General features: G+C 67.7%; 31 protein-coding genes. 6 read left to right on the top strand and 25 right to left on the bottom strand.

The genetic code is table 11. From position 1 onward, the window contains the following. Position 1: 1 nt before the first annotated feature. From F0357_RS17455 to F0357_RS17545, 20 genes are all read right to left on the bottom strand, one after another. Positions 2 to 307 carry a hypothetical protein gene (locus F0357_RS17455; protein WP_153485056.1) on the bottom strand — a complete coding sequence of 102 codons (306 nt, stop codon included), beginning with the start codon at positions 305 to 307 and terminating at the stop codon, positions 2 to 4. After that, positions 304 to 711 carry a DUF2730 family protein gene (locus tag F0357_RS17460; RefSeq protein ID WP_153485059.1) on the bottom strand — a complete coding sequence of 136 codons (408 nt, stop codon included), beginning with the start codon at positions 709 to 711 and terminating at the stop codon, positions 304 to 306. The genes F0357_RS17455 and F0357_RS17460 overlap by 4 nt, the downstream gene beginning before the upstream one ends. Beyond that, on the bottom strand, positions 712 to 930 hold the full coding sequence (locus tag F0357_RS24215) for a TraR/DksA C4-type zinc finger protein (RefSeq protein WP_208948400.1): 219 nt from the start codon (positions 928 to 930) through the stop codon (positions 712 to 714). It lies immediately after the preceding gene. Beyond that, the gene (locus F0357_RS24220; RefSeq protein WP_208948401.1) at positions 923 to 1,258 is read right to left on the bottom strand and encodes a hypothetical protein; all 336 of its coding nucleotides are present in this window, start codon (positions 1,256 to 1,258) and stop codon (positions 923 to 925) included. Before F0357_RS24220 ends, F0357_RS24215 begins: the two co-directional genes overlap by 8 nt. After that, on the bottom strand, positions 1,255 to 1,770 hold the full coding sequence (locus F0357_RS17470; protein ID WP_153485065.1) for a hypothetical protein: 516 nt from the start codon (positions 1,768 to 1,770) through the stop codon (positions 1,255 to 1,257). The genes F0357_RS24220 and F0357_RS17470 overlap by 4 nt, the downstream gene beginning before the upstream one ends. Before the next feature lie 17 nt (positions 1,771 to 1,787). After that, complete coding sequence (locus F0357_RS17475) at positions 1,788 to 2,648, bottom strand: glycoside hydrolase family 108 protein (RefSeq protein ID WP_153485067.1); 861 nt, start codon at positions 2,646 to 2,648, stop codon at positions 1,788 to 1,790. An 86-nt stretch (positions 2,649 to 2,734) separates the two neighbouring features. After that, a complete protein-coding gene (locus tag F0357_RS17480; RefSeq protein ID WP_153485070.1) occupies positions 2,735 to 3,148 on the bottom strand; it encodes a helix-turn-helix domain-containing protein in 414 nt (137 codons plus the stop codon). Further along, positions 3,145 to 3,741, bottom strand: a complete 597-nt coding sequence (locus tag F0357_RS17485) for a regulatory protein GemA (RefSeq protein WP_153485073.1) — start codon at positions 3,739 to 3,741, stop codon at positions 3,145 to 3,147. Before F0357_RS17485 ends, F0357_RS17480 begins: the two co-directional genes overlap by 4 nt. Then, complete coding sequence (locus tag F0357_RS17490; protein WP_153485076.1) at positions 3,738 to 4,058, bottom strand: hypothetical protein; 321 nt, start codon at positions 4,056 to 4,058, stop codon at positions 3,738 to 3,740. Before F0357_RS17490 ends, F0357_RS17485 begins: the two co-directional genes overlap by 4 nt. A 2-nt stretch (positions 4,059 to 4,060) precedes the next feature. Continuing rightward, complete coding sequence (locus F0357_RS17495) at positions 4,061 to 4,465, bottom strand: thermonuclease family protein (RefSeq protein ID WP_153485080.1); 405 nt, start codon at positions 4,463 to 4,465, stop codon at positions 4,061 to 4,063. Beyond that, positions 4,462 to 5,187 carry a DUF7168 domain-containing protein gene (locus tag F0357_RS17500; RefSeq protein WP_153485083.1) on the bottom strand — a complete coding sequence of 242 codons (726 nt, stop codon included), beginning with the start codon at positions 5,185 to 5,187 and terminating at the stop codon, positions 4,462 to 4,464. The genes F0357_RS17495 and F0357_RS17500 overlap by 4 nt, the downstream gene beginning before the upstream one ends. Beyond that, positions 5,184 to 5,474, bottom strand: coding sequence for a hypothetical protein (locus F0357_RS17505; RefSeq protein ID WP_153485087.1), 291 nt, complete (start codon positions 5,472 to 5,474; stop codon positions 5,184 to 5,186). Before F0357_RS17505 ends, F0357_RS17500 begins: the two co-directional genes overlap by 4 nt. Continuing rightward, positions 5,471 to 6,010, bottom strand: a complete 540-nt coding sequence (locus tag F0357_RS17510; RefSeq protein ID WP_153485090.1) for a host-nuclease inhibitor Gam family protein — start codon at positions 6,008 to 6,010, stop codon at positions 5,471 to 5,473. The genes F0357_RS17505 and F0357_RS17510 overlap by 4 nt, the downstream gene beginning before the upstream one ends. Continuing rightward, on the bottom strand, positions 6,003 to 6,476 hold the full coding sequence (locus F0357_RS17515) for a helix-turn-helix domain-containing protein (protein WP_153485093.1): 474 nt from the start codon (positions 6,474 to 6,476) through the stop codon (positions 6,003 to 6,005). Before F0357_RS17515 ends, F0357_RS17510 begins: the two co-directional genes overlap by 8 nt. After that, entirely contained in the window at positions 6,473 to 6,754 is a 282-nt protein-coding gene (locus F0357_RS17520; protein ID WP_153485095.1) for a hypothetical protein, read from the bottom strand. Before F0357_RS17520 ends, F0357_RS17515 begins: the two co-directional genes overlap by 4 nt. A 7-nt stretch (positions 6,755 to 6,761) precedes the next feature. Next, the gene (locus tag F0357_RS17525) at positions 6,762 to 7,724 is read right to left on the bottom strand and encodes an AAA family ATPase (protein WP_153485099.1); all 963 of its coding nucleotides are present in this window, start codon (positions 7,722 to 7,724) and stop codon (positions 6,762 to 6,764) included. Positions 7,725 to 7,766: 42 nt separating this feature from the next. Further along, complete coding sequence (locus F0357_RS17530) at positions 7,767 to 9,728, bottom strand: transposase domain-containing protein (RefSeq protein ID WP_153485103.1); 1,962 nt, start codon at positions 9,726 to 9,728, stop codon at positions 7,767 to 7,769. Next, entirely contained in the window at positions 9,728 to 10,192 is a 465-nt protein-coding gene (locus tag F0357_RS17535) for a DNA transposition protein (protein ID WP_153485106.1), read from the bottom strand. Before F0357_RS17535 ends, F0357_RS17530 begins: the two co-directional genes overlap by 1 nt. Before the next feature lie 88 nt (positions 10,193 to 10,280). Further along, positions 10,281 to 11,078, bottom strand: a complete 798-nt coding sequence (locus tag F0357_RS17540) for a ParB N-terminal domain-containing protein (RefSeq protein WP_208948402.1) — start codon at positions 11,076 to 11,078, stop codon at positions 10,281 to 10,283. A gap of 1 nt (position 11,079) precedes the next feature. Next, on the bottom strand, positions 11,080 to 11,415 hold the full coding sequence (locus F0357_RS17545) for a helix-turn-helix domain-containing protein (RefSeq protein ID WP_153485112.1): 336 nt from the start codon (positions 11,413 to 11,415) through the stop codon (positions 11,080 to 11,082). Positions 11,416 to 11,667: 252 nt separating this feature from the next. Here F0357_RS17545 and F0357_RS17550 point away from each other — a divergent pair, with 252 nt between their 5' ends. The 3 genes from F0357_RS17550 to F0357_RS17560 all read left to right on the top strand — a co-directional run bounded on the left by F0357_RS17550 (position 11,668) and on the right by F0357_RS17560 (position 13,174). Then, positions 11,668 to 12,120 (top strand): helix-turn-helix domain-containing protein, encoded by a 453-nt coding sequence (locus tag F0357_RS17550; RefSeq protein ID WP_153485115.1) that lies wholly within the window; start codon positions 11,668 to 11,670, stop codon positions 12,118 to 12,120. A 212-nt stretch (positions 12,121 to 12,332) separates the two neighbouring features. Next, positions 12,333 to 12,815 (top strand): hypothetical protein, encoded by a 483-nt coding sequence (locus F0357_RS17555; RefSeq protein ID WP_153485117.1) that lies wholly within the window; start codon positions 12,333 to 12,335, stop codon positions 12,813 to 12,815. Between the two features lie 11 nt (positions 12,816 to 12,826). Then, a complete protein-coding gene (locus F0357_RS17560; protein WP_153485119.1) occupies positions 12,827 to 13,174 on the top strand; it encodes a hypothetical protein in 348 nt (115 codons plus the stop codon). Between the two features lie 412 nt (positions 13,175 to 13,586). Here F0357_RS17560 and F0357_RS17565 read toward each other — a convergent pair whose 3' ends face one another. Continuing rightward, positions 13,587 to 15,998, bottom strand: a complete 2,412-nt coding sequence (locus tag F0357_RS17565; RefSeq protein ID WP_153485121.1) for a glucan 1,4-alpha-glucosidase — start codon at positions 15,996 to 15,998, stop codon at positions 13,587 to 13,589. Between the two features lie 224 nt (positions 15,999 to 16,222). Between F0357_RS17565 and gnd the strand changes: the two genes are divergently transcribed. Continuing rightward, positions 16,223 to 17,203: a phosphogluconate dehydrogenase (NAD(+)-dependent, decarboxylating) gene (gene gnd, locus F0357_RS17570; protein ID WP_153485123.1), complete on the top strand. Its 981-nt coding sequence runs from the start codon at positions 16,223 to 16,225 to the stop codon at positions 17,201 to 17,203. Between the two features lie 92 nt (positions 17,204 to 17,295). On the opposite strand, the gene F0357_RS17575 is transcribed toward gnd, so the two are convergent. The 4 genes from F0357_RS17575 to F0357_RS17590 form a co-directional block, all read right to left on the bottom strand. Then, a complete protein-coding gene (locus tag F0357_RS17575; protein WP_312861646.1) occupies positions 17,296 to 18,666 on the bottom strand; it encodes a sugar porter family MFS transporter in 1,371 nt (456 codons plus the stop codon). A gap of 115 nt (positions 18,667 to 18,781) precedes the next feature. Then, a complete protein-coding gene (locus tag F0357_RS17580) occupies positions 18,782 to 19,798 on the bottom strand; it encodes an ABC transporter permease (RefSeq protein ID WP_153485127.1) in 1,017 nt (338 codons plus the stop codon). Position 19,799: 1 nt separating this feature from the next. Continuing rightward, on the bottom strand, positions 19,800 to 20,561 hold the full coding sequence (locus tag F0357_RS17585; RefSeq protein WP_153485130.1) for an ATP-binding cassette domain-containing protein: 762 nt from the start codon (positions 20,559 to 20,561) through the stop codon (positions 19,800 to 19,802). Positions 20,562 to 20,638: 77 nt separating this feature from the next. Beyond that, positions 20,639 to 21,628: a sugar ABC transporter substrate-binding protein gene (locus F0357_RS17590; RefSeq protein WP_208948403.1), complete on the bottom strand. Its 990-nt coding sequence runs from the start codon at positions 21,626 to 21,628 to the stop codon at positions 20,639 to 20,641. A gap of 380 nt (positions 21,629 to 22,008) precedes the next feature. On the opposite strand from F0357_RS17590, the gene F0357_RS17595 reads away from it, so the two are divergent. Together F0357_RS17595 and F0357_RS17600 are read left to right on the top strand one after the other, a co-directional pair. After that, a complete protein-coding gene (locus F0357_RS17595; RefSeq protein WP_246161503.1) occupies positions 22,009 to 22,791 on the top strand; it encodes a FadR/GntR family transcriptional regulator in 783 nt (260 codons plus the stop codon). Positions 22,792 to 23,166: 375 nt separating this feature from the next. Beyond that, positions 23,167 to 23,595 (top strand): NUDIX hydrolase, encoded by a 429-nt coding sequence (locus F0357_RS17600; RefSeq protein WP_312861647.1) that lies wholly within the window; start codon positions 23,167 to 23,169, stop codon positions 23,593 to 23,595. Positions 23,596 to 23,745: the final 150 nt, after the last annotated feature.

The following is a 23,745-nucleotide window of genomic DNA, read 5'->3' on the forward strand; positions in this document are numbered from 1 at the left end:
GTCAGTAGCCCGGGAGCTTGGACGCCACGAACGGGTGCGCCCGGCCGCCGGCGACGTCGAGGCCGAGGGCGGTCGCGCGCACCTCACGCTGCGGCCCGATGGCGCTCGGCAGCTCCTCGATCCGGACGAGACCGTGATCGGCGAGCCGCTCGATGTCGGCATAGACGAGGTCGCGATAGGCGGCCTGCCGGCTCTCGCCCACCATCACGGCGAGCACGTCCATGCCGAGCGCATGTTCGGGCGCCGCCGCGAGGTGTTCGAGGATGAGGCGCCGGCGGTCGCGCGCGAGCGTTTCGGTGAAAGTCATGAACGCCGTTCCTCGGTCAGTTTGTTTTGCAGGAGGAGATTGAGGGTGTGGTCGACCCGGGCGAGCAGCCGCTCGGTGCCGCGCACGGCCTCGGCCGTCACGCCGGTCGCGCGCTCGACGGAGGCGAGCCGCCGCCCCAGCTCGTCGAGGTCCGTCCTGTCGGGCAGCCCCTCGGACGCGATCTCCAGACGATTGATCCGCCCCTCGTGATCGGTGCGTCGCTGCTCGACCTGATGGGCGAGGTCGGCCATGCTCGCGCGGAGGCCTGCGGCGGTTTCGGCGTGCTCGGCCTTTGTCGGGAACTGAGAGCGGAGGTAGAGGAGCGCGCCGCCGACCATGAATGGCGAGATGGCTCCCACGATCCAAATCCAGTCCCGAAGCGCTGCGACGATATCGGACGACATTCACCACCCCCGCCGAGCGCGCAGCTCGAGCGCCTCTTGACACTCCACGCACCGGTGCGCTCCTCGCTGGACCGCGCGCCGGGCCGGCTCGATCGGCGCCCCGCATCCGCGGCACACGCCGTCGCCGTCCTCGGCCGGCAGCGCCCGGCGGCGCACCGCCGCGATCGACAGCTCGCGCTCGGTCTCCGCGAGTGCGGCGGCGTGGTCGAACTCATCCACGGTCGACAATCTCCGCGATCGGGGTGAGCCTGTTGCCGACGACGACATAGGCCGCGGCCGGATTGCTCCCGACGATGATCTCGATCGCGGCCGTGGCCGGGTTGCGCCGCGCGATGAGCGGCACGGCCACCACATCGCCGAGCGCGTCATCCATCAACGCCGCACTGAGCAGGTTCGAGAGGGCCGTGTCGGCGGCCTCGGGTTGCCGCTGCAAGGACGGCGGCATGCGATGCCTGAGCGTATTCTCGGCGCTCGGCTGGACCAGCCAGACCAGAGCCCACGCGGCACCACAGAGCAAGGCGACGATGGCACAGACCTCGACCGTCATTTCGCGGCCCCGAGACGCGGGCCCAGCACCGCTTTGAGCGTGTGGCCGCCGCCATAAATGGTGAGCCAGATCGCGGCGATCCCCATGACCTGATCGTAAGGGGCCGACACGTCGAAATGCGCGATGGCGCGCGCCCAGGGCGCGACGAGGAACGTCTGCGCGATGATCGCCGTGACGAGCCACGACAGCGCCGGCCGCCACGCCCACGCGAACCATCCCTCGCTGACCTCTTTGTCGGCGAGCGTCTGCATCAGCCGCGCGCCCTGCTCGGCGAGCGCGGCCCACTCGTCGGCCCGCGCGGTCTCGACCGCCTGCACCCGCTGCGCAGCGTCGTCACCGCCGGTCGCGAGCGCGGTCCCGATCGCCTCCGGCGTCGCCGGCACGCCGAGCGCGGTGCCGAGCGCCTGACCGACCAGCCCGCCGACGGAGGCGCCGAGCGGCCCGCCGATGATCGTCCCAAGCACCGTCGCGCCCGCCTGCGCCAGAGGCGACGCCAGATCCTGCCACCGCATAATGGTTCCCCCGTTCGTCAGAGCGCGCCGCGCGCCTGGAGATCGGCGAGCGCCGCCGAGGCGCCGGCCGCGACGTCGCGATGCACGCCGGCCCGCCAGCGCACGACGATCGCGATGGTGATGAGAATGGCGGCGACGATGCCGAGTGCGGCGACCGCCGACCAATCGATCGTCGTCGCCTGCGCAGCGTCGGCCGCGGAGACCGCCGCCGCGGCCTTGCCCGCCGCGCCGGCGCCGGAGACGCCGCCGCCGGCACCGGAGGCGGCGGATTGCTTGTCGCGCGTGGCCGCGGTCCGGAGGTCGCGCGCGACCGAGAGGCTGATCACGTCCGCGCCTGCACCCGCCATCGCCTGCCCACGCGCCCGGACATCGCCGACGCGCTTCGCCCATCCCGCCCCGAACGTGCCCCAGGTCTTCAAACTGCGGAGAAATGCAAGCCGACGGTCGCAGATCGCGCCGACGATGGCGATCGTCGCGGCCTTGGTCGCGGTCGACTTCTCGACCGCCTCCAGCGTGAGCGGACCGAAGTCGCCGTCGGCCTTCGCGCCGGCGCTCGATTGCAGCGCCTTCACTGCCCGGCTCAAACCCGAATTGACGGCGTAATCGAACGTGGCGAGATCGACGCCGGCGGGCAGCGCGTCGCCCTGGACGGGCCGCCAATAGTCTGCCGCGTAGATCCGCGCAGCGTCCGCTGGCGTGAGCGCCGTGATGTTGAGGGTCGGATAGGCGGCGGCCGAGATGCCGAATTTCGTGCCCCGCAGCAGCCCGCGGCCGACCTTGCCGCCGGTCCAATTGCCGGGGTCTGCGCGTTCGCTGCTATAGCCCCCCTCGTGGCCGAGCGTGATGGCGAGGCAGGCGCTGAAATTCGCGGCGGTCATGGTGCGGTCCGAACAGTGTTTGTTCGGACCACGATGCCCGCGCGCGCATGGTTCGGGTCACACCCGCAGCCGCGGGTATCAGTGGGTCAGCGTGTGAAAAGGTCGCCTTGGCGGGCGGTCAACTCGGCGGCATGGAGCACACGCCACACGGTGTCCTGAGAGCAGCGCACCGCGCGCGCAATCTCTGCATAGCTCATGCCGCGCCCATGGTAGATCGCGATCAGCCACGGCCGGCCGACCGGTACGTCAAGGTAATCGCCCCCGAGATCGCGCACAAGCTGGCGCGCGAGCGCCTCGCCGAGGGCGGCGACGAGGGGATGCTCGTCGGGCGGGTCGGGCAGGCGGTGCGGCACATAGACCGACGTGCCGCCCCGCGCCTCGATCAGCGCGAGCGCCGCATCTTCGCCCACGCGCCTCAGCAGCGGCCACAGCGCCGGCGGCGCCGGCGGCAGCGACACCGCCTCCGGCGGCGGTCCGAGTGGGCGGCGCGCGCGCTTCATGGCGCCTGCCTTTTGCGGATCGTCCGCCCGCGCTCGGCGATCAGCACGTCGAGTTCGCTGTCGCGGTAGGCGTCGAGGCTTTCGGCCGGCAGCCCGAGCAGCCGCGCCTGCGCCTCGACGATCGAGAGCTTCCGCGCGCGCGCGCTCGGGTTATGGCAGTCCGGCCACGCGACGCCGCCGGCGCGCTCCAACCATGCTTTGAGCGCCTCGATCACGCGCTTGCCGTCCGCCGGACGACGAACCCAATCGAGATGGTCGATGCCGGTCTGTCTCTTCGCGAACGTGACGAGCGCACGGTCGGTGCGGTCGCGCACGAGGCCGAGATTGTATCCGCTGAGCCAGAGAGCCCGGCACACCGGCGCATAGGGACCGGAGAGCCGAAGCGCCCCGTCCGGCCGCGCATCCACTTTGGTGGCCGGCGCACCGAGGCGATTGAGTTCGTCGATGAATTTCGACGCCTGGAAGGCGGTGAGGTCCCGCGACGTCTCGCATCCCGTCAGGCCGCGCATGACGGTCCGTCGGTCGTCGTCCGTCATGCCGATCCGCTTCGCGATCGTGTGGATCGCCGCAATCTGACCCGCGCTCGCCTTCATGCCAGCCTCCGCGGCGCGCTATCCGCGACCTCGTTGCAGGCCGTCACCACGTCCGCCCAATCGAGCGCGCCGGTCGCCCGCAGCTCGGCGAGGAGCGCGCGGAGCGCTGCCCTCGCGCCGGCCGGCGTCACGTCGAGCCCCGCCGCCGCGGCTTCGGCGACCATCAGCCTCACGCCGACCGCACGGACCGCCGCACAAGCCTCCAGCACGCGGCGGCGCGAACGCTTGCCCGCACCGCGGGAGAGATGCACCGTCGCCAGATCGAGCTGGCGCAGGGCCGTATCGAGTTCGAGCATCGCTGCCGCCGCCGGTCGCATGGTCAGAGCCCTCCGCTGGCGAGGAGCGCGCACCAATCGCGCGTCCGGCCGATCCACGGCAGCGCGACGCGCTCGGCTGTCATTTCGGCGGCGACCGACCGGCGCTCAGGCGCGTCGGACAGCCACACGATCGCGAGCGTGCGGCCGTACCGATCGGTGCCGACCGGATCGATCGCCCAGGTGCGTGAGGCGAGGATCTGTGCGAGCGCATCCTGCGCCCGGATGCCGGCCTCGCGCTCGGCCGGGCAGTGCGACCGATGCGTCTCCGGAGCATCGAGATCGGCGATCCGGATGCGTTCCTGATCGACGACGATGGTGTCGCCGTCGATCACGTGCCAGTCCGCGGCTAGAGCGGGCGTGGAGATGATGGCGAAGGCCGTCACGGCGAGCCTGAGCGCGGCATTCATGTCAGAGCCCTCGGCGCTTGCGTCGAAGTCTCGACAGGGGCGTCGATAGGCACGGCAGACGCCGCTTTCGCGCCAGCTACTGCCGCATCGCCGCAGAAGGCGCCGGAGGGTCGGCCAAGCTTCGGAAGGGCCTGAAACCGAGCACCCTTCTCCTCGACTTTCGCGCGCAGCCGGGCGCTGTTCTGCCGCAGCAACTCATTCAGATCGTCAGGGATGGGAAGGGAATGGCGCCGCCACAGACCATGCCAAAGCCGATCGCGCATCGACGCCACGAAACCCTCAAGGTAGGCGCGCGAGGCGTGACTGCGCGTCTTCGCTGTGCGGCGCCGCTTGTAGACGTGCCCTTTCCGGAACAATGCGAGGCCTGCGTCGGCTGCGCGGCGCATCACGTCGTGGACGTACTCCGCAATGAGAACATCCCGGTCGAGGCCGAAATACACGCAGTGCCAGCCATCATGCCGGTGTTCGAGGTAGCAGATGCAGTTTGCGAAGTCGGCGACCCTCGTCCAAAGCGCATCGAGCGGCGTCCGCTTGCTGCCGAGGCGCACGCGATATTCCTCATAGGCCGGGGCCGACAGGTCCTCTTCCGTCAGCCCATGCTCGGACATGAGCGCTGCCGCCTTCTCCGCGGCAGCCATCGCCTCGGCCTCGGTGCAACCGCGGTCGGTGGTCATTGCGCGCAGAGCCGCAAGGCGGGTGCGCAGCTTGGCGAGGTTGTTCATTCGGCATCCTCCCGTTCGCGTCGCAGATAGTCCTCGACCTCGGTGTCGGTCATGAACCGCCAGTCGCCTTCCAGGCGGATCAGCGCCTTCCTGTCGGCGGTCAGCACCGCGAGCAGTTGTGCCGGGCTGCGCTCGGCGAGCATCGGGAATCCCGGCAGGTTCGCGACCTCGATCGCGATTTCCTCGCCGGCCGCGCCGACGAGGAAGACGCGCACGGCGATGCGGACGCCGGCGCCGCACGACATGGCGGCGATCACGCCCGGGGCGTCGAAGAGAGACTTGCTCATGCCGCACCTCCCACAGCGGAAAGCTCCACCTCGAACGGCTCGACGATAAAGTCCTCGCCCTTGCTGCCGATCGAAATGCCGGCAATCGTCCGCGCCACGTCGGGCTCGGCGAGCAGCGCCTCTTTGTTGATTTCGACTTTGGTGCGCAGAAACCGGCGAAAGCCGCGCGCGCGCAGCAGCTCGATCACCTGATCGACGGCGCGCACGCTGACCTTGGGCGGCCGCAGCCGCCATGAAATCACGCCCGTCCCGATGTCGGCGGACTTCGTCTTGCCGCCGGCCGTCAGCTCGGATCGGTTCGCCTCGGCCCAAATCTTGAGCCCCTCGGTCAGGGCCGTCACCTCGTCGCGCAGCGGGCTCGCCGCGGTCTCTGCGGCCTCTTTGCGCCGCGTCAGCTCGTCGTTGAGGTCCGCCTCGATCCGCGCGACCGCGCGCCCGAGTTCGCCGATGCGGGCGACGGCCGTCGCCGCCTCCTCGCGCGTCTGCGGCACGGGGCGATTGGCCCCGGCCGTCCGTGTGCGGGTCGCCTTAGCCATGGATGATTTCCTCCTCCGTCATTGCGTCCGCCGTGTGCAGAACCGCTGCCGCGAGCGCGCGGACCTCGTCTGTCGAGATCATCGACGCCGCGCCCGGCGTCGCGAGCAGCCGTCGCGCCATTGCGACGACGTCGAAGTCGGTGGGGATGGGCTTTCCAAGCAGCGCGCGGCCGACAGCCACCGCCTCGACGGCGGTGGCGAGCGCCTCGACTTCCGCGCGGAGCGTCTCGTTGTCGTCGATCGTGCGCCTCACGACGTCGATCGCATGCGAGACCGTGCCATGCTCGCGCGCACCGATGTGCCGTCCGATCACCTGGAGACTGCACGGGGTGAGCTCACGAGAAAGCCACATGGCCACCTGCCGCGGCCAGATGACGGACGCGGTCCGCCGCTGCGAGACGATGTCGGCAGCCCGGACGCCATAGCCCTCGGCGACCGTTTCGACGATGAGCCGGATGCTGATCATGGCTGCATAACCCCCGGCTGCCACGGCAGGTAGGTGACGACGTTGTCGCGAAGGACGGCGACCTGATCGAGCGCGATGCGCCGGCGCACGTCCGGCCGCTCGCCTGCAGAGAGACTGGCCCGAGCGTGCCGCTCCAGCACCGACGCGGACGCCAGCATGATGCGCAGGCCTGCCGCGACGTCGCGGCAGGCGGCGCCGTCGAGCACCATGCCTCCAGCCACTTCGCCCTGCGCGAACGCGGCGAGGAGGTATTCGAGGTGATGTGAGAGCGTGATCATGACCGCCTCACGCATCGATCGCGTCAGCGGCGAGCTGCGACCACGCGAGCCGGATGTGCCGATCCGAGAGCGGCTGCTCGGCGCCGGCCGCAAGCATGGACGCGAGGCGGACTGTTTTCGTGAGGGCGCGCAACGCGCCGTGCTTACGCGCGATCGCCTTGAGTAGCGCCGTCTCGCGTTCGCTCTCTATGCCCCAGGCCCGGATGAGCGCACAGATATCGCCGGCGCGCGGCTTAGGCTGCACGATCCTCATGCCGACGCGGCTGTACAACTGCGCAAATTGCGCGTTGCGGTCACCCCCGCCCTGGAGCCGCGCAAACACACTCTCGTTGCCGACGACCACGACGCCGATCCTCGCCTTGTCGTGGATGGTGCGGAGCTGATCGAGAGCTTGCGACGAGAGGTGCTGAGCTTCGTCGATCACGACGAGGCCGGCCGAGCCTCGCAGCCGATGCGTGATCGCTCGCGACAGCCACACGCTGCGCCGCTCGACGACGCCGATGATGTCGGCGAGTTCGGACAGCATGTTGTTGGGTCTCGACAGCGTGGGCTCGGCCGTCATGACGTGCACGTTCGAGTGCCGGCGGGCGTACTGCTCGATCGCCGTCGTCTTGCCGATGCCCGCACCCCCTACGACGACGCCGAAGTCCGGCGCGGCCTGCGCGTAGGACATGAGTTCGCCGATCTGGACGGCGGTCTCCGTCGACACGAAATCGGGCGCCGTGGGCAGCACGGCGGCGGTGCGGACGCGCGAGCGCCGCGTCTCCAGCCACCGCGTCACCGCCGCCGAGATGCGGTTGTTGTCCCCCTGATAGGTGGCTCCCATCCACGGCGTGAATGTGCCGTAGGCGATGCCGCACTCTTTGGCGATGGCGGCTTGCGACAGCCCCTCGGCCTCCATGATTTGGCGGACCTCGGCGCGGATCGCGTCGTGCGGGTCGGCGACGATGTCGGTGGTGATCGCGTTCACTGCTTTGTCCTCGTTGTCGTTCGTTGTTGGTGCCGCCGCCCGTCAGGGCGACGGGTCTTCTGCGCGCCAGCGCCGGAGGCCGGCCGAGAAAAGGCTGAGCACCTCGGCCTGCGTGTCCTCGGCCTCGGCCGGCGCGGCAGCGACGGCGAGGTTTCCGAACACAGGGCGGATGACGGCAGGCGCGGGCGGCGGCTCGGCCGCCTCGACGGCCGGCAGCATCGCGGCGAGATCGTCGATCGAAAGCCGCCGCTGCGACGCGAGCAGCTCTTTCTGCGCGCGCAGCCAGCTCTTGCGTGCGCGTGCATGTTCTCGGGATGCGGCTGTGTCGGCGAACCCCACCGCTTCGACGACGGGGGCCTCGACGATGTGCGCGCCATCGAGCCGATAGACGTGCACTCCGGCATGCAGATCATCGGGATCGAACCGAATGATCACCTTGTGACCGACGTGATCCGTCAGCTTCTCGTGCCAATAACGGTTGCCTTCCAGATGCACGCTCGCGTCCGTGCGCACCGTCACGCCTTCTGCCGCAAGCAACCAGAGGCGACACTGCTCGGGCGAAGCGCGGCGGATCATGCTGTCGGCATAGGATGCAGCGAACACCTGATCGAAGGAGAGCCGGCCGCCACAGACCTTCGAGCGACGACCGAGCCGCGCGTTGTGTTCGCGGATGCCTTCCGCGATCACCCGCTCGAAGACTTCGAGCGGCACAGCGCGCGAGCCGTAGTTCGACGGCTTGTTGTCCGGGGAGCGGCCCGTATAGGCACCGGAGAACGCAGGGTGTTTCGCCAGATCGGTCGCGAAATCCCTCCACGCCCTCTCGATCGGCTTGCTCTGGCCGCTGTACGGCGTCGTCCAATGCACCTCGACGCCGAGCGCCTTCAACAAGCCGTCCGGGTCGGTCGCGCGAACCTTGAAGCGGTATCTGTTGGCGATGCCGCCAGTGAACCACTTGCTCGCAAACTGGCGGCCGTTGTCGAGATAGCAATGCTCGGGGATGCCAAAGGCTTCGACGAGATCGCCGAAGGCGAGGAGCACAGTCGCGGCATTCTCGGTCTTGGCGAGGCGCCAACTGAGAATTTTGCCGGACAACAAGTCCTGGAAGCCGACGAGCACGGGCCGACTGATGGACCCGTCCAGCCACTGGACGAACACGTCGAACGTGTGCCCGTCGGCATTGACGGCTTCTAGAGCAGAGAACCCCGACCGATCCCGTTGTTGTGCCGGGTACTGTCGCCTCAGCGCCTCTAGTCCCTCGCGGGCGAGCACGACACTGGTTCGCGGCAGCGCATCAACCCGCCGCGCAAACGTCTTCTCGCTCGGGATGCGCCACCCGCGCGCCTTCGCGATCTCTTCAAGTCGGCGATAGCAGCTCGCCAGCGTCGGCGGCTCAGGGCGCAGATAGTCGGCGAGGAACGCTTGCCACGCCTCCTCCGGGATATCCGCTTCGGCGACCCGCCCCACATGCCGCGGGGCAAGAGCCGGCAGCCAGTCCGCCCGGTCGAGCCCGGCGACAAGGCGCGCCCAGCCGTAGAGGGTGGCGAGCGAGACGTCGGTGGCGCTCGCCACCTGCATCATGGCGAGGTTGCGCGGGCGGCCCGTGACCTCCAGATCGCGCACCGCGAGCAGCGCGTCGAGGCGCCGCCGCGCCTCGTCTTTGCGCTTTTGCGGCAGGGCGTCGAACCAGCGCCACGCCTCCGACCGCTCTCGATCGTCCCGGTCCGCGGTCTCCGGCCGCGCCGGTTCCGCCGCGCGCCGTAGCCGCAGCGCGAGCGCGGTGCGCGCGTTCGTCGGCAGTACGTCCATGCGGTATTCGCGCCCGCCGCCGCGCCCTTGACGTCGCCGCCAGATACCGAGCGGGTTCGCGGCGGTGTACTCGCGCGCATCGTCGTTGCCGCCGCAGCGCTCGATCATTGCAAGCACCGCCTTCTTGTCGACAGGTACACCCGGAAGGCCGAGGTCGGCGAACTCGGCGGCCGTCCACCATTCGCGGAGATCGGCCATCACACGCCTCCTCGAATTTGGCGGCGCTGGTAGTCGATCTCGGCATTGACCTCCTCGCGATGCTCCAGCAGCTCAGCCATCTTGATCGCCGGCAGGTGACGGCGATCGATCACGGCCCAGCCGTGGCGAGAGGCGAGCAGCTCTAGCAATCGCCGGTCTCGGGTGACGGCGATGAGCGCATCGAGCCGGGTGATGGAGATGATGAGATCGTCGCGGCTCTCGGCTGCGTAGGCGTTGAGGACATTCTCGGTGATGTTGTCGTCGAGATAGTCGCTCATCGCCCGCGCCACCTCGGCGCGGCTGCGCCCGCAGCCTTTGAGCGTTTCACTCACCGCCTTTGAGATCGATCGGGCCAGCGTCGCGGCTTTCACCCTTTCGGCCGCATAGGCCAGCACCGGCGACGCCGGCATCCAATCGAGCAGCGAGAGCTGCTCCGCGCGCGGGCGTTTGCGTCGCCCGCTCATGGCAGCACCGAGAGGATGACCGCGCCCGCGCAGGCGAGGCACGCATAGAGGATGACGGTGGCGACGAGCGCGGTCAGGAGCGGGTGCATCACGCATCCCTCCGGACGATGTCGGTGAGGAAGCGTTCGCGTGCGCGGGCACCGGCGCGCTTCCAGGCGGACACGAGGCGATCGAACTCGACGTCCTCGGGCGAGAGCGGCGCCGTGCGGGCACCGCTGATCACGATGGCGGCGGCCGCCACCGAGCGCGCCTCGCCGGCGAGCACCATGTCGACGGCGCGCCGCTGAGCCTCGGGTTCCAGGCGGGCGAGCGCATCGAGTTCGGCGCCGCGCGTGGCGATCGCGGTGAGCGCGATCTTGGCCCGCACGTCCGGGGCGATGCGCGTGTGTCGCGCGATCGACCTCTGCACGTCGCGCTCGCTGATCCCGAGCCGGGCCGCGGTCTCCGATGCAAACGACAATTTGTCGGTTGCATACCCCCACCGGGCCGCTGCGCCGGCGTTTCCGCGCGCAGTGTCCGGATAGAGTTCCTCGTAGATGCGACGCCGCTCGGCGAGGTGCGAGGCGCGATCGAGCGCGCTCAGCTCGCGGCGGATCAGGTTCTCGTCGATCTCCAGGAGCCGCGCTTCGAGCGCACCGCCCTGGAACACCATCGCATCGATCTCGGCCCATTCGAGATGGCGGGCCGCTGTCAGGCGATGCAGGCCGGCGATCAGCTTGTGACGGCCTCGGACCGCCTTGCTGACGATGATCGGAGACTGCTGACCGTTGACGGCCATCGACTGAGCGACACCCATCGCCCAATCGTCGTCGAGTGCGCGCAGCCGGTCAGCCGGGATGTCGATCTTGTCGACGCGCGTCTTCGTCACCGCTGATAAGGCAGCCATGTCACGCCGCCTCGCTGTTTTGACGGTGACCGCTGTCGGCAGGCGGCCTATTGTCCTTGGGTCGAACGGCGGGGATGCGCGATCCATCGGCGCGCCAGCGGCTCGGCCAGATTTGACGGGGCGAGAGGGAAAGGAATTCGGCGACGGCCATCTCGCCGTCGAAATGGGCGCGGCGGATCGCCGTGCGGCAGGCAAACGTGGGTAAGCCGGCGCGACGCGAAAGCTCGTCGAGCGTCGAGCCCGCGATGCGGACCGCAGCCTTGACTTCCTCGGGGTGCCAATCGCCTTCGGGGGTTCGAGAGACGGTCCATCGGCCGTCGGAGTGGCGCAGCGCCATCAGTCAATCCTCGGATGCCCGGCTCTAGCCAGCCGGGTTTTTCGGGGGTCAATCGGTCACGTTTGGGATCACGATCGAGATTAATATGGCACATAAATCCGTGCCTGTCAGCGTGAAAAAACACGCCACAGATCACGTGCGGCTCGACCTCCGCGACTTGCGGGTTAAGAGCTTGAGATTGCGAAATTTTCGCCGGAACCTGCGGAGTGGGGAGCCTCGTATGGCCAACGCCACAGTTCCGGGAGCCTAACCGTGGCGTCGGATACCATTGCCAGCCGCCTCTTGGAGATACGTGAAAAATCACGTCAGACCCAACGCGGGATCTCTAACGCACTCGGGATCGCGTATCGGACCTGGCAGGATATCGAGAAGGGCAAGAACGTGCCGAGCGGCGAGACGCTGCTGCGAATTGCTCAGTTCGGCTACAGCCCGACATGGGTCCTTACAGGGCAAGGGCCAATGGAGTTGTCCGCCACCGGCGCTCAACAGGCCAGCCAAGCGAGCAGCGCACTAGATGTCGAGAGCCTGACCCAGTCGATCCAGATCGTACAGGACTGGTTGACCCAGAACCGCCGCACGATGCCTGCCGATCGGCAGGCCGAAGTGATTGCGCTTATTTACGATCTCGCCATGCAAGAGATGGCGGATGGCCGCACAACCGTTGACATGCAACGGGCGGCGCGGTTTCTTCGTCTCGTCGGATAACGGTGGGATGGATGGGTTATGCGTACAGTACGAGACGAGGTGTTCGCACGCATTCGGCGACGCCTGAGAGATGACAGCGCGGAGCCCGAGCGGATTGACGCTCCGACCCGCCCCGATGAAAAGGCGATCACATATTTTGACCTATCGGGCGCGCGTATTCAGACGCTCTCGATCAATCTGACCGGCGCCAAATAGCGCCCAATGCGGTGGGGATGACGATGTTTGGTCGGAAGCGCCTATGTTGCGCTGTGGTTTTGATTCTATGCGGGATATCCGCTCAAGCAAGCGCTGGCGATGCGGAAGGTGAGAAGCCGACATCGTCGCCGGTATTCAATAAGTTTTCGTGCTTTCCATTCAATAAGCAGGCATTATACGATTTCGAAGTGAGCGCAGCCGGCGTTCGCGTGAACAACCTGAATATCGCGAATGGGAAGGAATTTATAACCGACTCACCGACGCTCGCTTTATCTGCGGCCGTCGCAAATCGCAGCGAAGTGAATGTCTCTGTGTCCGTTGAAGTGGTGGGGATGTCCGGAGGATCGCCGGTCTTCGCGCTGTCAGGAAACATTCCGTTCGGCTATATCGCGCCAGATAAGAACGACGAGATCAAGAGTGCGGTTGTCGTTTCCAAGGATACATTGACGTCTGCCGAAACACTTTGCATCCGCGTCAGCGGCTATCGCAAAAAAGGGTGAGGGAGGGGAATATGCGGAAAGCTGGTGGTCTGATTGCACTTATAGCCGGTATATTCGGCGTACTCGCGGCTGTGTTCACGCTTCTCGTCGGTGGCGTCGGCGGTGCGTTTGAGGCCGACGGTTCCAAGACGATCATACTGCTCGGGTGGGGCGGGATACTGTTCTCTTTTTTCACCATCGTCTTGGGCGCGATCACGATGAGCGCTCGATCGCGCATTCCGGCAGCCCTCTTGGTCGTATGCGCCATTGCTGGCGCCATCCTCGGCGGCACCCTTGTCGCCGTCTTCATGGTGCTGGCGCTGATGGGTGGCATCTGCGGCCTGTTTGGCTCGCGCCGCGCCGTCGCGGAAGCCGCATGAGTTGAATGGCGAGGCGGTCGCGTAGCGTCCCTCGACCGCCTCCTAAGAGCCTCTTGGGTGCCGCTTGAGAGCCCCTCGACGCGGACCGCCTGATCTCTAAGATCAAATGTCCGAACCCCATCGGCGCCCCGATCTCTAAAATCGAGGCGCCGATTTCCCGAGCCGGTCCGATGCATGAAAATCCCAGGCGCGCCGCGGCCTTTCCCGCCACATCCCGCCCAATCCCGGTCAATCCCGGTCCTGCAAGATCATGTGTCCGCTAACAAGGGGAGGGAGTTGGCGTCGTGATTGGGGCGGCGGATCGTTCAAAAGATCCGACGAAGGTCAGCCGTCTTAGCCCCTCCCCTGACAGGGGGACGGGTGGCGCGAAGCGCCCGGGGTGGGGCTTGGGGCGCGCGCGTGGGCCGCCGCCTCAGACCACCGTCACCGCGTAGTCCTGGCCTTCCCACGTTTCGTCGTCGAGCCAGCGCGCGGTGAAGTGGATCACCGTGCCCTGCGGTGCCGCGGCGGTCGGCAGATCGACCTGGTGCAGGTCGAAATGGGTGTCGGTGGTGTTGAGGTCGCTCTGGGTCGCCCAGTTGTCGAGGCTCCAGCGGATCATCGCCGGGCGGCGCGTCTCGATGCGGAGCCGTTTGCCGGCCGGCATGGTGCGCGCCTTCTGGTTCATGCGCCAGAGATAGACGGGCGAGGTGGTCTTGGCCTTCTGGTAGCGGGCGACGGGCTGCGGCGGCATGTCGAACACCGCGCCGTCGCGCAGCGAGCGCAGGAGCTTGATATGCTCGCTGTGGGCCCAGACGAGCGGCATCGCGCTGCCGGAGGGGCGGCCGCGCAGCAATTCGCGCTCCGGAATGTCCGGGGCGTCCCAGATCTGCTCGGGCAGCATGCCGCCGTCGCTCGCCGAGGCTTCGACCGTCGCGAGCAGGGATTCGGCCGTCGCGCGGTTGCCGGCGGCGAGCTCGTAGTGGGCGCGCTCGGCCGCGAGCAGCGGCCACGGCCGGCCGATGCCGGTGCCGTTGAAGGCGCGGCCGTCCTCATGCTCCCCGTAGCCGTCGCCGTTGTAGCGCTTCCAGAGCGGACCCTGCGGCAGGTCCACCTTCACCACGGCGTCGATCACCCGGACGGTGTCGAGAATGCGCGGATCGTCCGGCGCGCGCAGTCCGAAGCGGACGAGCGCGAGGGCGTCGGGGCTGACGATCGCCCGGGCCGGCTGGTTGGTGTCCGCAGGCGGGCGGTTCTTGATCGGCACGAAGCCGTCGAGGGCGGACGCGGCGTCGGCGGTGTCCGGCGGGGCGATGCGGACATAGTAGCCCTTCACGCCGAGCTCGGCGCAGATGTCGGTGCCCTCCGCGAAGGTCCAGCGCTCGATCTCGTCGTTCCAGATGTCGGCGAGTTCGCGCAGGTAGCGGCCGGCTTCGGGCTCGCCGTGCTCGTCGAGGAAGTCCGCCGCCGCAAGCAGCGCCGCGATCTCGACCGCGAGGGTGAACGGCGAATAGCCGGCATCCTCCTCCCAGCGGTCCTGGCCGGTCACCGGGCCGTTGTTGACGATGAACCGCGCGGCCTTCGTCACCATCGCGAGGTAGCGCTTCTTCTCCTCCGGCGTCATGTGCCCGCCGCGGTTGAGGAGGTCGAGCAGCAGGATCGGGAAGGCGCATTCGTCCATCTGGACGCCGGTCCAATAGGGCGAGCCGTCGAGCCACATGTTCTGCGACCAGTGGCCGTCCGCCTCCTGCACCGCGCGCAGATAGGAGAGGATGGCGCGGGCATTCTCCACGGCCCCAGCGGCGAGGAAGCCGCCGGCCGTCTCGACGAGGTCGCGCGGCCAGACGAGATGGTAGCCGCCGAGGTCTTCGTCGCCCTTGCTGAAGCCCCACGGGATCGACAGGCTCGCGATCGCTGCGCCGTGGAACGAGACCGGCTGATGCACCGCCAGCACTTCGGTGCTCACCCGGTAGGGATTGATGTTCGGGTTCGATCCCGGGCGATCGAGCGATTCCAGCGTGGATTGCCAGGCGTGCCATCCCGTCATGTAGAGCTTGCGGGCGGGCTCGAAGCCGTCGCCGAGGGAGGCGAGCACGCGGTGCGCCGCCTCTTCCGGCCGCGAGGCGAAGCCGACGGCGACCAGGAACGGCTTGTCGCCGGCGGCCGCGAGGTCGAACTCGCCGGTCAGCGCGACGTTGCCGTTCGCGGCTCGGGCATAGGGGATCAAAGTTCCGGTGTGCTTGAGCTGCTGCCAGCCGTCCGAGGCGCCGACGAAGCCGGCAGACGCCGTTCGCCACGGCACCGACGCGGCGATGGCGAGCGAGGTGCCGCCTTTGCCGGACGCGAACAGCATCCGGGTGCCCTTGTATTCGTCGATCCACGCGGTGTTGTCGGCGCCGGCATTGACGAGGTGGGGGGCGAGCAGGCCGTAGAGGCGATAATCCGAGGGGGCGCCCTGGAGCGCCTCGAAACTGATCGCCTGGAGAAGCACGTCGCGGCGCGGATCGGTCAGCACCACTTTGGTGATGCGGTAGCGGTCGTCGATCGCGGTGTTGGTGATCCAGAAGGCCGGAACGCCGTCGGCGAGCCGCCGTAGGCGGTGCCGGGTGTCTCGCTTCTCCTCGGAGAAATAGCCGTCGGGGCCCGTGACGATCATCCCGAAATCGCGGGTGCAGGCGGTATCGACCCGCGGATAATAGATCTCGTTGAGGATGCCGTGGCTCATGGTGAACCAGACCCGGCTCGAGGCGTCGAGGGCGGTTCCGACGCCACTCTTGGCGCTCGAGGTCCAGCGCCCGCTGAGGCCCGGCGCACCCGGGGCTTCGGCGATGATGCCATCCTGCATGAGCCGTCTCCGATCCATCTCCGCCCGCATCCGCTGCGGGTCCGATCCTTTTGGAAAGGCACCATAACGATTGAAGCTTGTCACGGACAGGTCATTGCATCGGAATAGCTTTCGGTTCTCAATCAGGCCATGGTGCCGACGAATGGGAGCGCCCGGGTCGCGGCGCGAACCGATGCGGCGGGTGAAACGCCCGTCCATTTCCACCGAAGAGAGGAGACGAGGCCATGCAGCTCGGCGTGATCGGACTAGGGCGAATGGGGGGCAACATCGCGCGGCGCCTCATGAAGGCGGGCCATAGCTGCGTGGTGTTCGACCAGAACCCGGCCGCCGTTACGGATCTCGCGTCGGCCGGTGCCGTCGGCGCCGCCAACCTCGGCGATCTCGTCGCGAAGCTCGACGCGCCGCGCGCGGTGTGGGTGATGTTGCCGGCCGGCGAGATCACCGAATCCACCATCGCCGCGCTCGCCGCGGTGCTGTCGCCGGGCGACACCATCATCGATGGCGGCAACACCTTCTATAAGGACGACATCCGTCGCGCCGCGAGCCTGCGCGAGAAGTCGCTCCATTATATCGACGTCGGCACCTCCGGCGGCGTGTGGGGCCTCGATCGCGGCTACTGCATGATGATCGGCGGCGACAAGGAGACGGTCGATCGTCTCGATCCGATCTTCGACACGCTGGCGCCGGGCATCGGCGACATTCCGCGCACCCCGGGTCGCGAGACGTTCGACAGCCGTGCCGAGCGCGGCTACATCCACGCCGGCCCCGCCGGCTCCGGCCACTTCGTGAAGATGGTCCACAACGGCATCGAGTACGGCCTGATGCAGGCCTATGCCGAGGGCTTCGACATCCTGCAGAACAAGGATTCGACGGAGCTGCCGGAGAACGAGCGCTTCACGTTCAACCTGGCCGACATCGCCGAGGTGTGGCGCCGCGGCAGTGTGGTGTCGTCCTGGCTGCTCGACCTCAGCGCCATGGCGCTCGCGGAGAATCCGAGCCTGTCGAACTTCACCGGCTCGGTGGCGGATTCGGGCGAGGGGCGCTGGACCGTCAACGCGGCGGTCGAGGAGGCCGTTTCGGCCGAGGTGCTCACCGCTGCTCTGTTCGCCCGCTTCCGCTCGCGCCAGCAGCACACCTTCGGCGAGCGCATGCTCTCGGCGATGCGCTTCAAGTTCGGCGGCCACATCGAGCAGCACGGCAACTGATCGGCGCGCCAGCCGCCCGGATCGGCCTGCGACAACAGAAAACCCCCGGGGCTGCGGCCCCGGGGGTTTTTGTTTGGCCGCTGTGATGTCCGTCAGCGGGCGGCGGCGAGGGACCCGCGGCCGAGGCTGCGCAGGCTGCGGCCCGAGCGCAGGTGGTCCTCGATGGCCTCGAGGGTAAGGCCCTTGGTCTCCGGCACCATGCGCACGGCGAAGATGAAGCCGATGACGCAGATGAGGGCGTAGATCGTGAACACGCCGGCGAGCCCGATGGCCGCGACGAGGACCGGGAAGGACAGCACGATCAGGAAGTTGAAGCCCCAGTTCGAGAGCGAGGCGATGCTCATGCCGAGGCCGCGGACGTGGAGCGGGAAGATCTCCGACATCACCACGAAAGGCAGCGGGCCGAGGCTCACCGCGAAGGAGGCGATGTAAAGGGCGAGCCCGACGAGGGCGACGTAATGGAGCGCGGGCGAGTCGATGGTCGAGGCGACCGCGATCATGCCGAGGCTGATTGCGGTGCCGGCAAAGCCGATCATCAAGAGGCGGCGGCGGCCGATGCGGTCGATGAGGCCCATGCCTACGACGGTCATCGCGACGTTGACGACGCCGACGCCGACCGTCGCCAGCACCTGCGTCTCGACCGAGCCGAAGCCGGAGAGCTGGAACACCTGCGGGGCATAATAGATGACGGCGTTGATGCCAGAGAGCTGCTGCAGCAGGAACAGGCCCATGCCGACGATGAGGGCGGGGCGGACCATCGGCGTGAGCAACGCCGAGAGACCGCTCCCGCGGCTGGCCTGGTCGGCCGTGCGCGCGATCTCGGCGAGCTCCTCGGTCACGACGGCGGCGTTCGGGGCCACGCCGTGAATGCGGGCGATGGTGGCGCGAGCCTCGTCGCGGCGATTGTTGAGCGCGAGCCAGCGCGGCGTGTCGCTGAGGATCAGGATGCCGACGAGGAGGGCGAGGGCCGGCACCATGCCGAGGCCGAACATCAGGCGCCACGAATCGGAGACGAGGTAGCCGACCATGTAGGCGCCGAGGATGCCGAGCGTGATGGCGAGCTGGTAGACCGAGACGAACATGCCGCGCTTCTGCGCCGGCGCGCTCTCGGAGATGTAGAGCGGCGCCACCATGCCCGCGATGCCGATGGCGATGCCGAGGACGAGGCGCGCCGCCGTGAGGAACTGGACCGAAACGGCGGCGGCAGCGAGCGCCGCGCCTACGGTGAACAGAAGGGCGGCGAACACGAGCAGCTTGCGCCGGCCGATCGGCTCGGCCAAGCGGCCGCCGACGAGCGCGCCGAAGAAGGCGCCGAACGGCACCGCCGAGGTCATGATGCCTTCGGCGAGCGGGCCGATGTCGAACTGGGACTTGAGGAGATGCAGGGCGCCGGCGATGACACCCTCGTCGAACCCGAACAGAAAGCCGGCGATCGCGACGACCGCCACGATGAGATAGATCACGGGGCAACCCCTCCCTGCCTATGTTGCCGGCACATTGCATGGGAAGGGGGCCGTCCGCCACCCTCTTTCGGGGGACGGTAAAGGGCGGCGCGCTGCCGCCCCGCACCGAGTGCGGCTAACCTCCGCGGCGCACCATGTGGGCGTAGATCGCAACCGAAATCGTGATCAGCAACCCGTAGATGAACTGCGTCCAGAAGCCCGTCAGGCCGATCGCGATGATGCCCGGCTCCAGCGAGGCGATGATGAGGACGCCGACGAAGGTGCCGATCATCGTGCCCTTCCCGCCGAACACCGAGGTGCCGCCGATGAACACGGCGGCGAGCGTCGTCAGGAGATAGCCCTCGCCGGTGGTCGCCCAGAAGAACAGCATCTGGTTGAGGAGCAGGACCGAGGAGAAGGCGGCGCACACGCCGAGCAGGATGAAGCACTGGATCTTCACCCGGTCGACGTTGATGCCCATCATCCGCGCGCTCGCGGCATTGTCACCGACGAACAGCACGTGGCTACCGAAGCGGTGCCGTTTGTAAACGAGCCCGAGCACGATCGCGAAGGCGAGGAACCAGAGGAACTGCGCCGGGATCAGACCGAAGAGCTGCCCCGTGAAGAGGGGGTGGAGCGGGCTCGAGGTGATCGAGGAGAGGGGAATGCCTTTGCCCTCGGTCAGGACGTTCACGAGGCCGCGCCAGAGGAACATCGTGCCGATCGTCGCGACGATCGAGGGGATGCCGAGCTTGGTCACGAGGAGGCCGTTGATGAGGCCTCCGAGCGCGCCGACCATGAGGCAGAGCACCAGCGCGATCAGGAAGGAGTCGGTGTGGACGTAGACGATGGAGAAGACCCAGCCGGCGAGGCCGTAGATCGAGGGGAAGCTCAGGTCGATCTCGCCGAGGGTGACGATGTAGGTCGCGGCGAGCGCCATGATCCCGAAGAAGGGGATCGAGATCATGAACGAGCGGTAGATGTCGAAGCTCGTGTAGGTGCGGGTGTCGCCGATCAGGAAGATCGCATAGAGCACCACCAGCATCACGATGGTGGAGAGCTGGAAGCGGTGCGTGTGGTGCCAGGGGCGGCCCTGGTGGGCCGGCGATGCGCTCGCGGCGGCGGGCGGCTTCTGAGCTGCGGTCGTGGCCATGTCAGTGCACCCGTCCGGCGTCGTGAAGGGCGATCATCGTGTCGACGAGCTGTTCGCGCGTCAGCTCCGATTTGTGGAAGCGTTCGGCGACGCGGCCGCGGTCCAGGATGACGAACCGGTCGGCCACGTCGTAGACATGGAAGATGTTGTGATCGATGAAGATCGCGGACTTGCCCTGGGCCCGGATCGCCTTGGTGAAGTCGAGCACGCGATCGGTCTCCTTGAGGGAGAGGCCCATGGTCGGCTCGTCGAGAATGATGAGGTCGGCGTCGAAATAGAGCGCGCGGCCGATCGCGACGCCCTGCTTCTCGCCGCCCGAGAGCCCCCTGACCTCGCTGTCGACGGTGATGGCGCGGGAGGTGAAGCCCATGCCGGTGCGCAGGAGCTTCTGTGCCTCGAACTTCTGCTTCTTCACGTCGAGGAAGCCCAGCCAATTGGTGAGCTCGCGACCGGCGAAGATGTTGCGCCAGAGCTCCTGCTGGTCGGCGAGTGCGCGCTCCTGGTAGACGGTCTCGATGCCGAGGAGGCGCGAGGCGCGCACGTCCTTCAGGGTGATGCGCTCGCCCTTGAAGAAGATCTCGCCCTCGGACGGCGCGTGGACGCCGGTGATGATCTTGATCAGCGTGGATTTGCCCGCGCCATTGTCGCCGACGAGGGCGACGATTTCGCCGGAATGGATCTCAAGATCGACGCCTTTCAGAACCTCGATGGGTCCGAAAGACTTTTTGATGCCCTTGAGGGCGAGAAGGGGTTGCGTGGCCATCGGGGCAGTACGCTCGCGACCTGAGGAAACACGAATAGACCCGCGCCGGTTCGGCGCGGGTCCCTGGGGAGGATGGCTCAGCGAATGCCTTCCGCCGCGAGCGGCGCGACCGCGGCGATGTTGTCCTTGGTGATGAGCGCGGCGCCGGTGTCGATATCCATGCCGGCGAAGCCGAACTTCGACGTCAGATAGAGCTGAATGATCGGCAGGTAGCCCTGGAGGAACGGCTGCTGGTCGAGCACGACCGAGACCGCGCCGTCCTCGATCGCCTTGGCGGTCGCGGCGGAGAGGTCGAAGCCCGCGCCGCAGATCTCGCCGGGCTTCTTGCCCGAAGCCTGGATGTAGGCCGGGATCGTGGCGGTGAGCGCGCCGTGGTCGGTGATCACCGCCTTCACGTCGGGATGCGAGGCGACGAAGCTCGAGAACACCGGGATGCCTTGCGCGGCGTCGCCGTTGATGGCGTCCGAGATCTCGAGATAATCGACCTTGAGGCCGGCCTTCTCGAGCGCGTCCTGTACGCCCTTGGTGCGCTGGCCGCGGCCTTCCTGGCCGAGCAGGCCCCAGAGGAAGACGGTGTCGCCGCTCTTCAGGCCGCACGCCTTGATCGCGCCTTCGCCGAGCGCCTGGCCGGCGCCGTAGAGCTTGGCGCCGACATAGCCGAGGCCGTCGCCCTTGTACTGGGCTTCCTTGTTCGGCAGGTCGACGTTCGAGGTCGTGACCAGGATGCCGGCCTGACGGGCCTGGTCGACCAGCGGGCCGAGGGCGGCTTCGCCCGGATGGCCCATGATCGAGATGCCCGTCGGCTTGCGCGCGATGGCCTCGCTGAATTGCTGGACCATCTTCTGCGGATTCCAGTCCGACCAGACATAGTCGACCCGGCAGCCGGTCTGTTCGGCGGCGAGCTTGGCGCCGCTGTAGACGATCGAGGCGAAGCTGTCGCCTTCGGCGCCGCCGGGGAAGAAGACGAAGGTCTTGCCCGCGCAACTCGTGTCCGGCGCGGCCTGCGCCGTGCCCCCCGCCATGGCGAGCGCGAGACAGAGTCCGGCCGCCAATCCCATAACCCTCATTCGTTTTCTCCCCGTAGGCGACCGCCCGCTCGGCAGACGCCGATTGCGATTTCGATTGCCGCTCGGCCGGCGTTGATCGCCAGTCCTGCGCTCGCATGGGTCGGACATTCGAGGCCCAATCCTCATACAAGATGGGTAAGTTAAAAGCCCGGCAACCGACGGTGTCAAGCGCTTCGCGGCTCACCGAGGTGCGTACCTCAGCCGCAGCCGCCCTCGGGCCCAAGGGCAGACGATTGGGGCCGAGCGCCGGGTCGCGCGACCCACTGCCTTGGTGCGGCTTGCCTTTTGCCGACGAATTTCCCATCCTCTTGTATGAGGATATCCGCCGGACGGGTGCGCCGAGAGCGAGCGCCGCGCGGGATCTCGGTCCGGGGGCTTTCATGGCGCGGGGAACGGAAGCGGTCGCGTTGCCGCTCGGTACGTCGGTGATGGGCGAGAGCGCCACGGTCAGCATGCGGCGCCTGCACGGCTACGTGGCGCACCGGCTGGCCGTCTCGATCATCGGCGGCGACGCCGCGCCAGGTTCGGTGCTGCCGAACGAGGAGCAGGCGAGTTCGGCCTTCGGCGTGTCCCGCACGGCCTACCGCGAGGCGATCCGCATGCTCGCCGCGAAGGGCCTCGTCGAGGCGCAGCCCAAGACCGGCACCCGCGTCGCCCAGCGCAGCCGCTGGAACCTGCTCGATCCCGACGTGCTCGGCTGGCATTTCGAGGTGGAGCCGAGCCCGACCTTCATCTCGTCGCTGTTCGAACTGCGCCTCATCGTCGAGCCGGCCGCCGCGGCGATGGCGGCGGAGCGGCGCGACGACGGCGACATCGCCGATCTCGCCGAGGCGCTGTCGCGCTTCGCGGCACTCGGCACCACCCGGCCGGAGGGCCTCGAGGCCGATCTCGCCTTCCACACCGCGATCCTGCGGGCGACCCGCAACGAGCCGCTCACCGCGCTGTCGAGCGTCATCAACGCCGCCCTGCATTGGTCGGTGCGCATCAAGCTCGACGCGCCGGAGGATGTCCGCCGCGATTCGTTGGGCGATCATCAGGCCGTGTTCGATGCGATCGCCCGCCGCGATTCCGCCTCCGCCCGGGCGCGGATGGCGGCACTGCTTGAGCAGGCGCTCGCCGATACGATGCGGGCACTTTCGGTACGGGCGGGCGCCGCCGTCTGACCGCTTCGGACGCTTCTTGTGCTGCGTCCGCTCACAATCTCAGATGGATTGTGGCATCGCCTGGGGGCTCAACGTTCGGTCGCCTGGCGACGCAGGGTGGGCGCTCCTGTCGCACAGCGTTCACCAAAATCTGCTAAGTGCGGAACAAGGCGGCCTTGAGCCGGCTAATCGCTTGAAAGCGCTGATGACATCGCGCGTTGCCCCGGCCTGCTCGGCAAGGGTTGTCATACCGCAGCGCACACATCACACTGCTGTTGCAAAGGTGTGCAAGCGGGCGCATAAAGCGCACCGGATGCGTCTTTTTTGCCGTTTTGGGGTTGTATAGCTTCCTCGACATTTTAAATTGAAGCCATGGCCGATTCGAAAAAGCCCAGCGTGAAGCCACGCAAACAGGTCGGAGCGCTCCCGTACCGTCTCACCGAGGCGGGTGCATGGGAGTTCTATCTCGTCACGTCGCGCGAGACCCGCCGCTGGGTGATCCCGAAGGGCTGGCCGATGAAGGGCCGCTCCGCCGCCGCTGCCGCCGCCCAGGAGGCTTTCGAGGAGGCCGGTCTGCGCGGCCAGACCGCGCGGAAGGCGATCGGCCATTATCTCTACGGCAAGCGGATGCCGGGCGGACGCGCCGTGCCGTGCATGGTCGAAGTCTTCCCGATGGAGGTCGAAGACCAGGTCCGCAAATGGCCGGAGATGCATCAGCGTGAGGGCCGTTGGTTTCCCGTCGAGGAGGCGGCCGAAGCCGTCGACGAGCCGGGCCTGTCCGAAATCATGCTCGGATTTTCCGCCAGCAAAGCGGTCGCCGCCTGAGGCCGGCGCGGTATCGCGCGCGCGTTCCGCGGAGGCCGGTTTTTGCGGCGCTTGGATTATCGCAGGCCTTGGATCTTCGTGGAGCCTGGATTTTCGTGAAGGTGCGGACCGCCGGTCGACGCGGCTTCCGCAGCCTTCACGGTGAAATCA

Source organism: Segnochrobactrum spirostomi (genome assembly GCF_009600605.1).
In the GTDB taxonomy this organism is placed as follows: domain Bacteria; phylum Pseudomonadota; class Alphaproteobacteria; order Rhizobiales; family Segnochrobactraceae; genus Segnochrobactrum; species Segnochrobactrum spirostomi.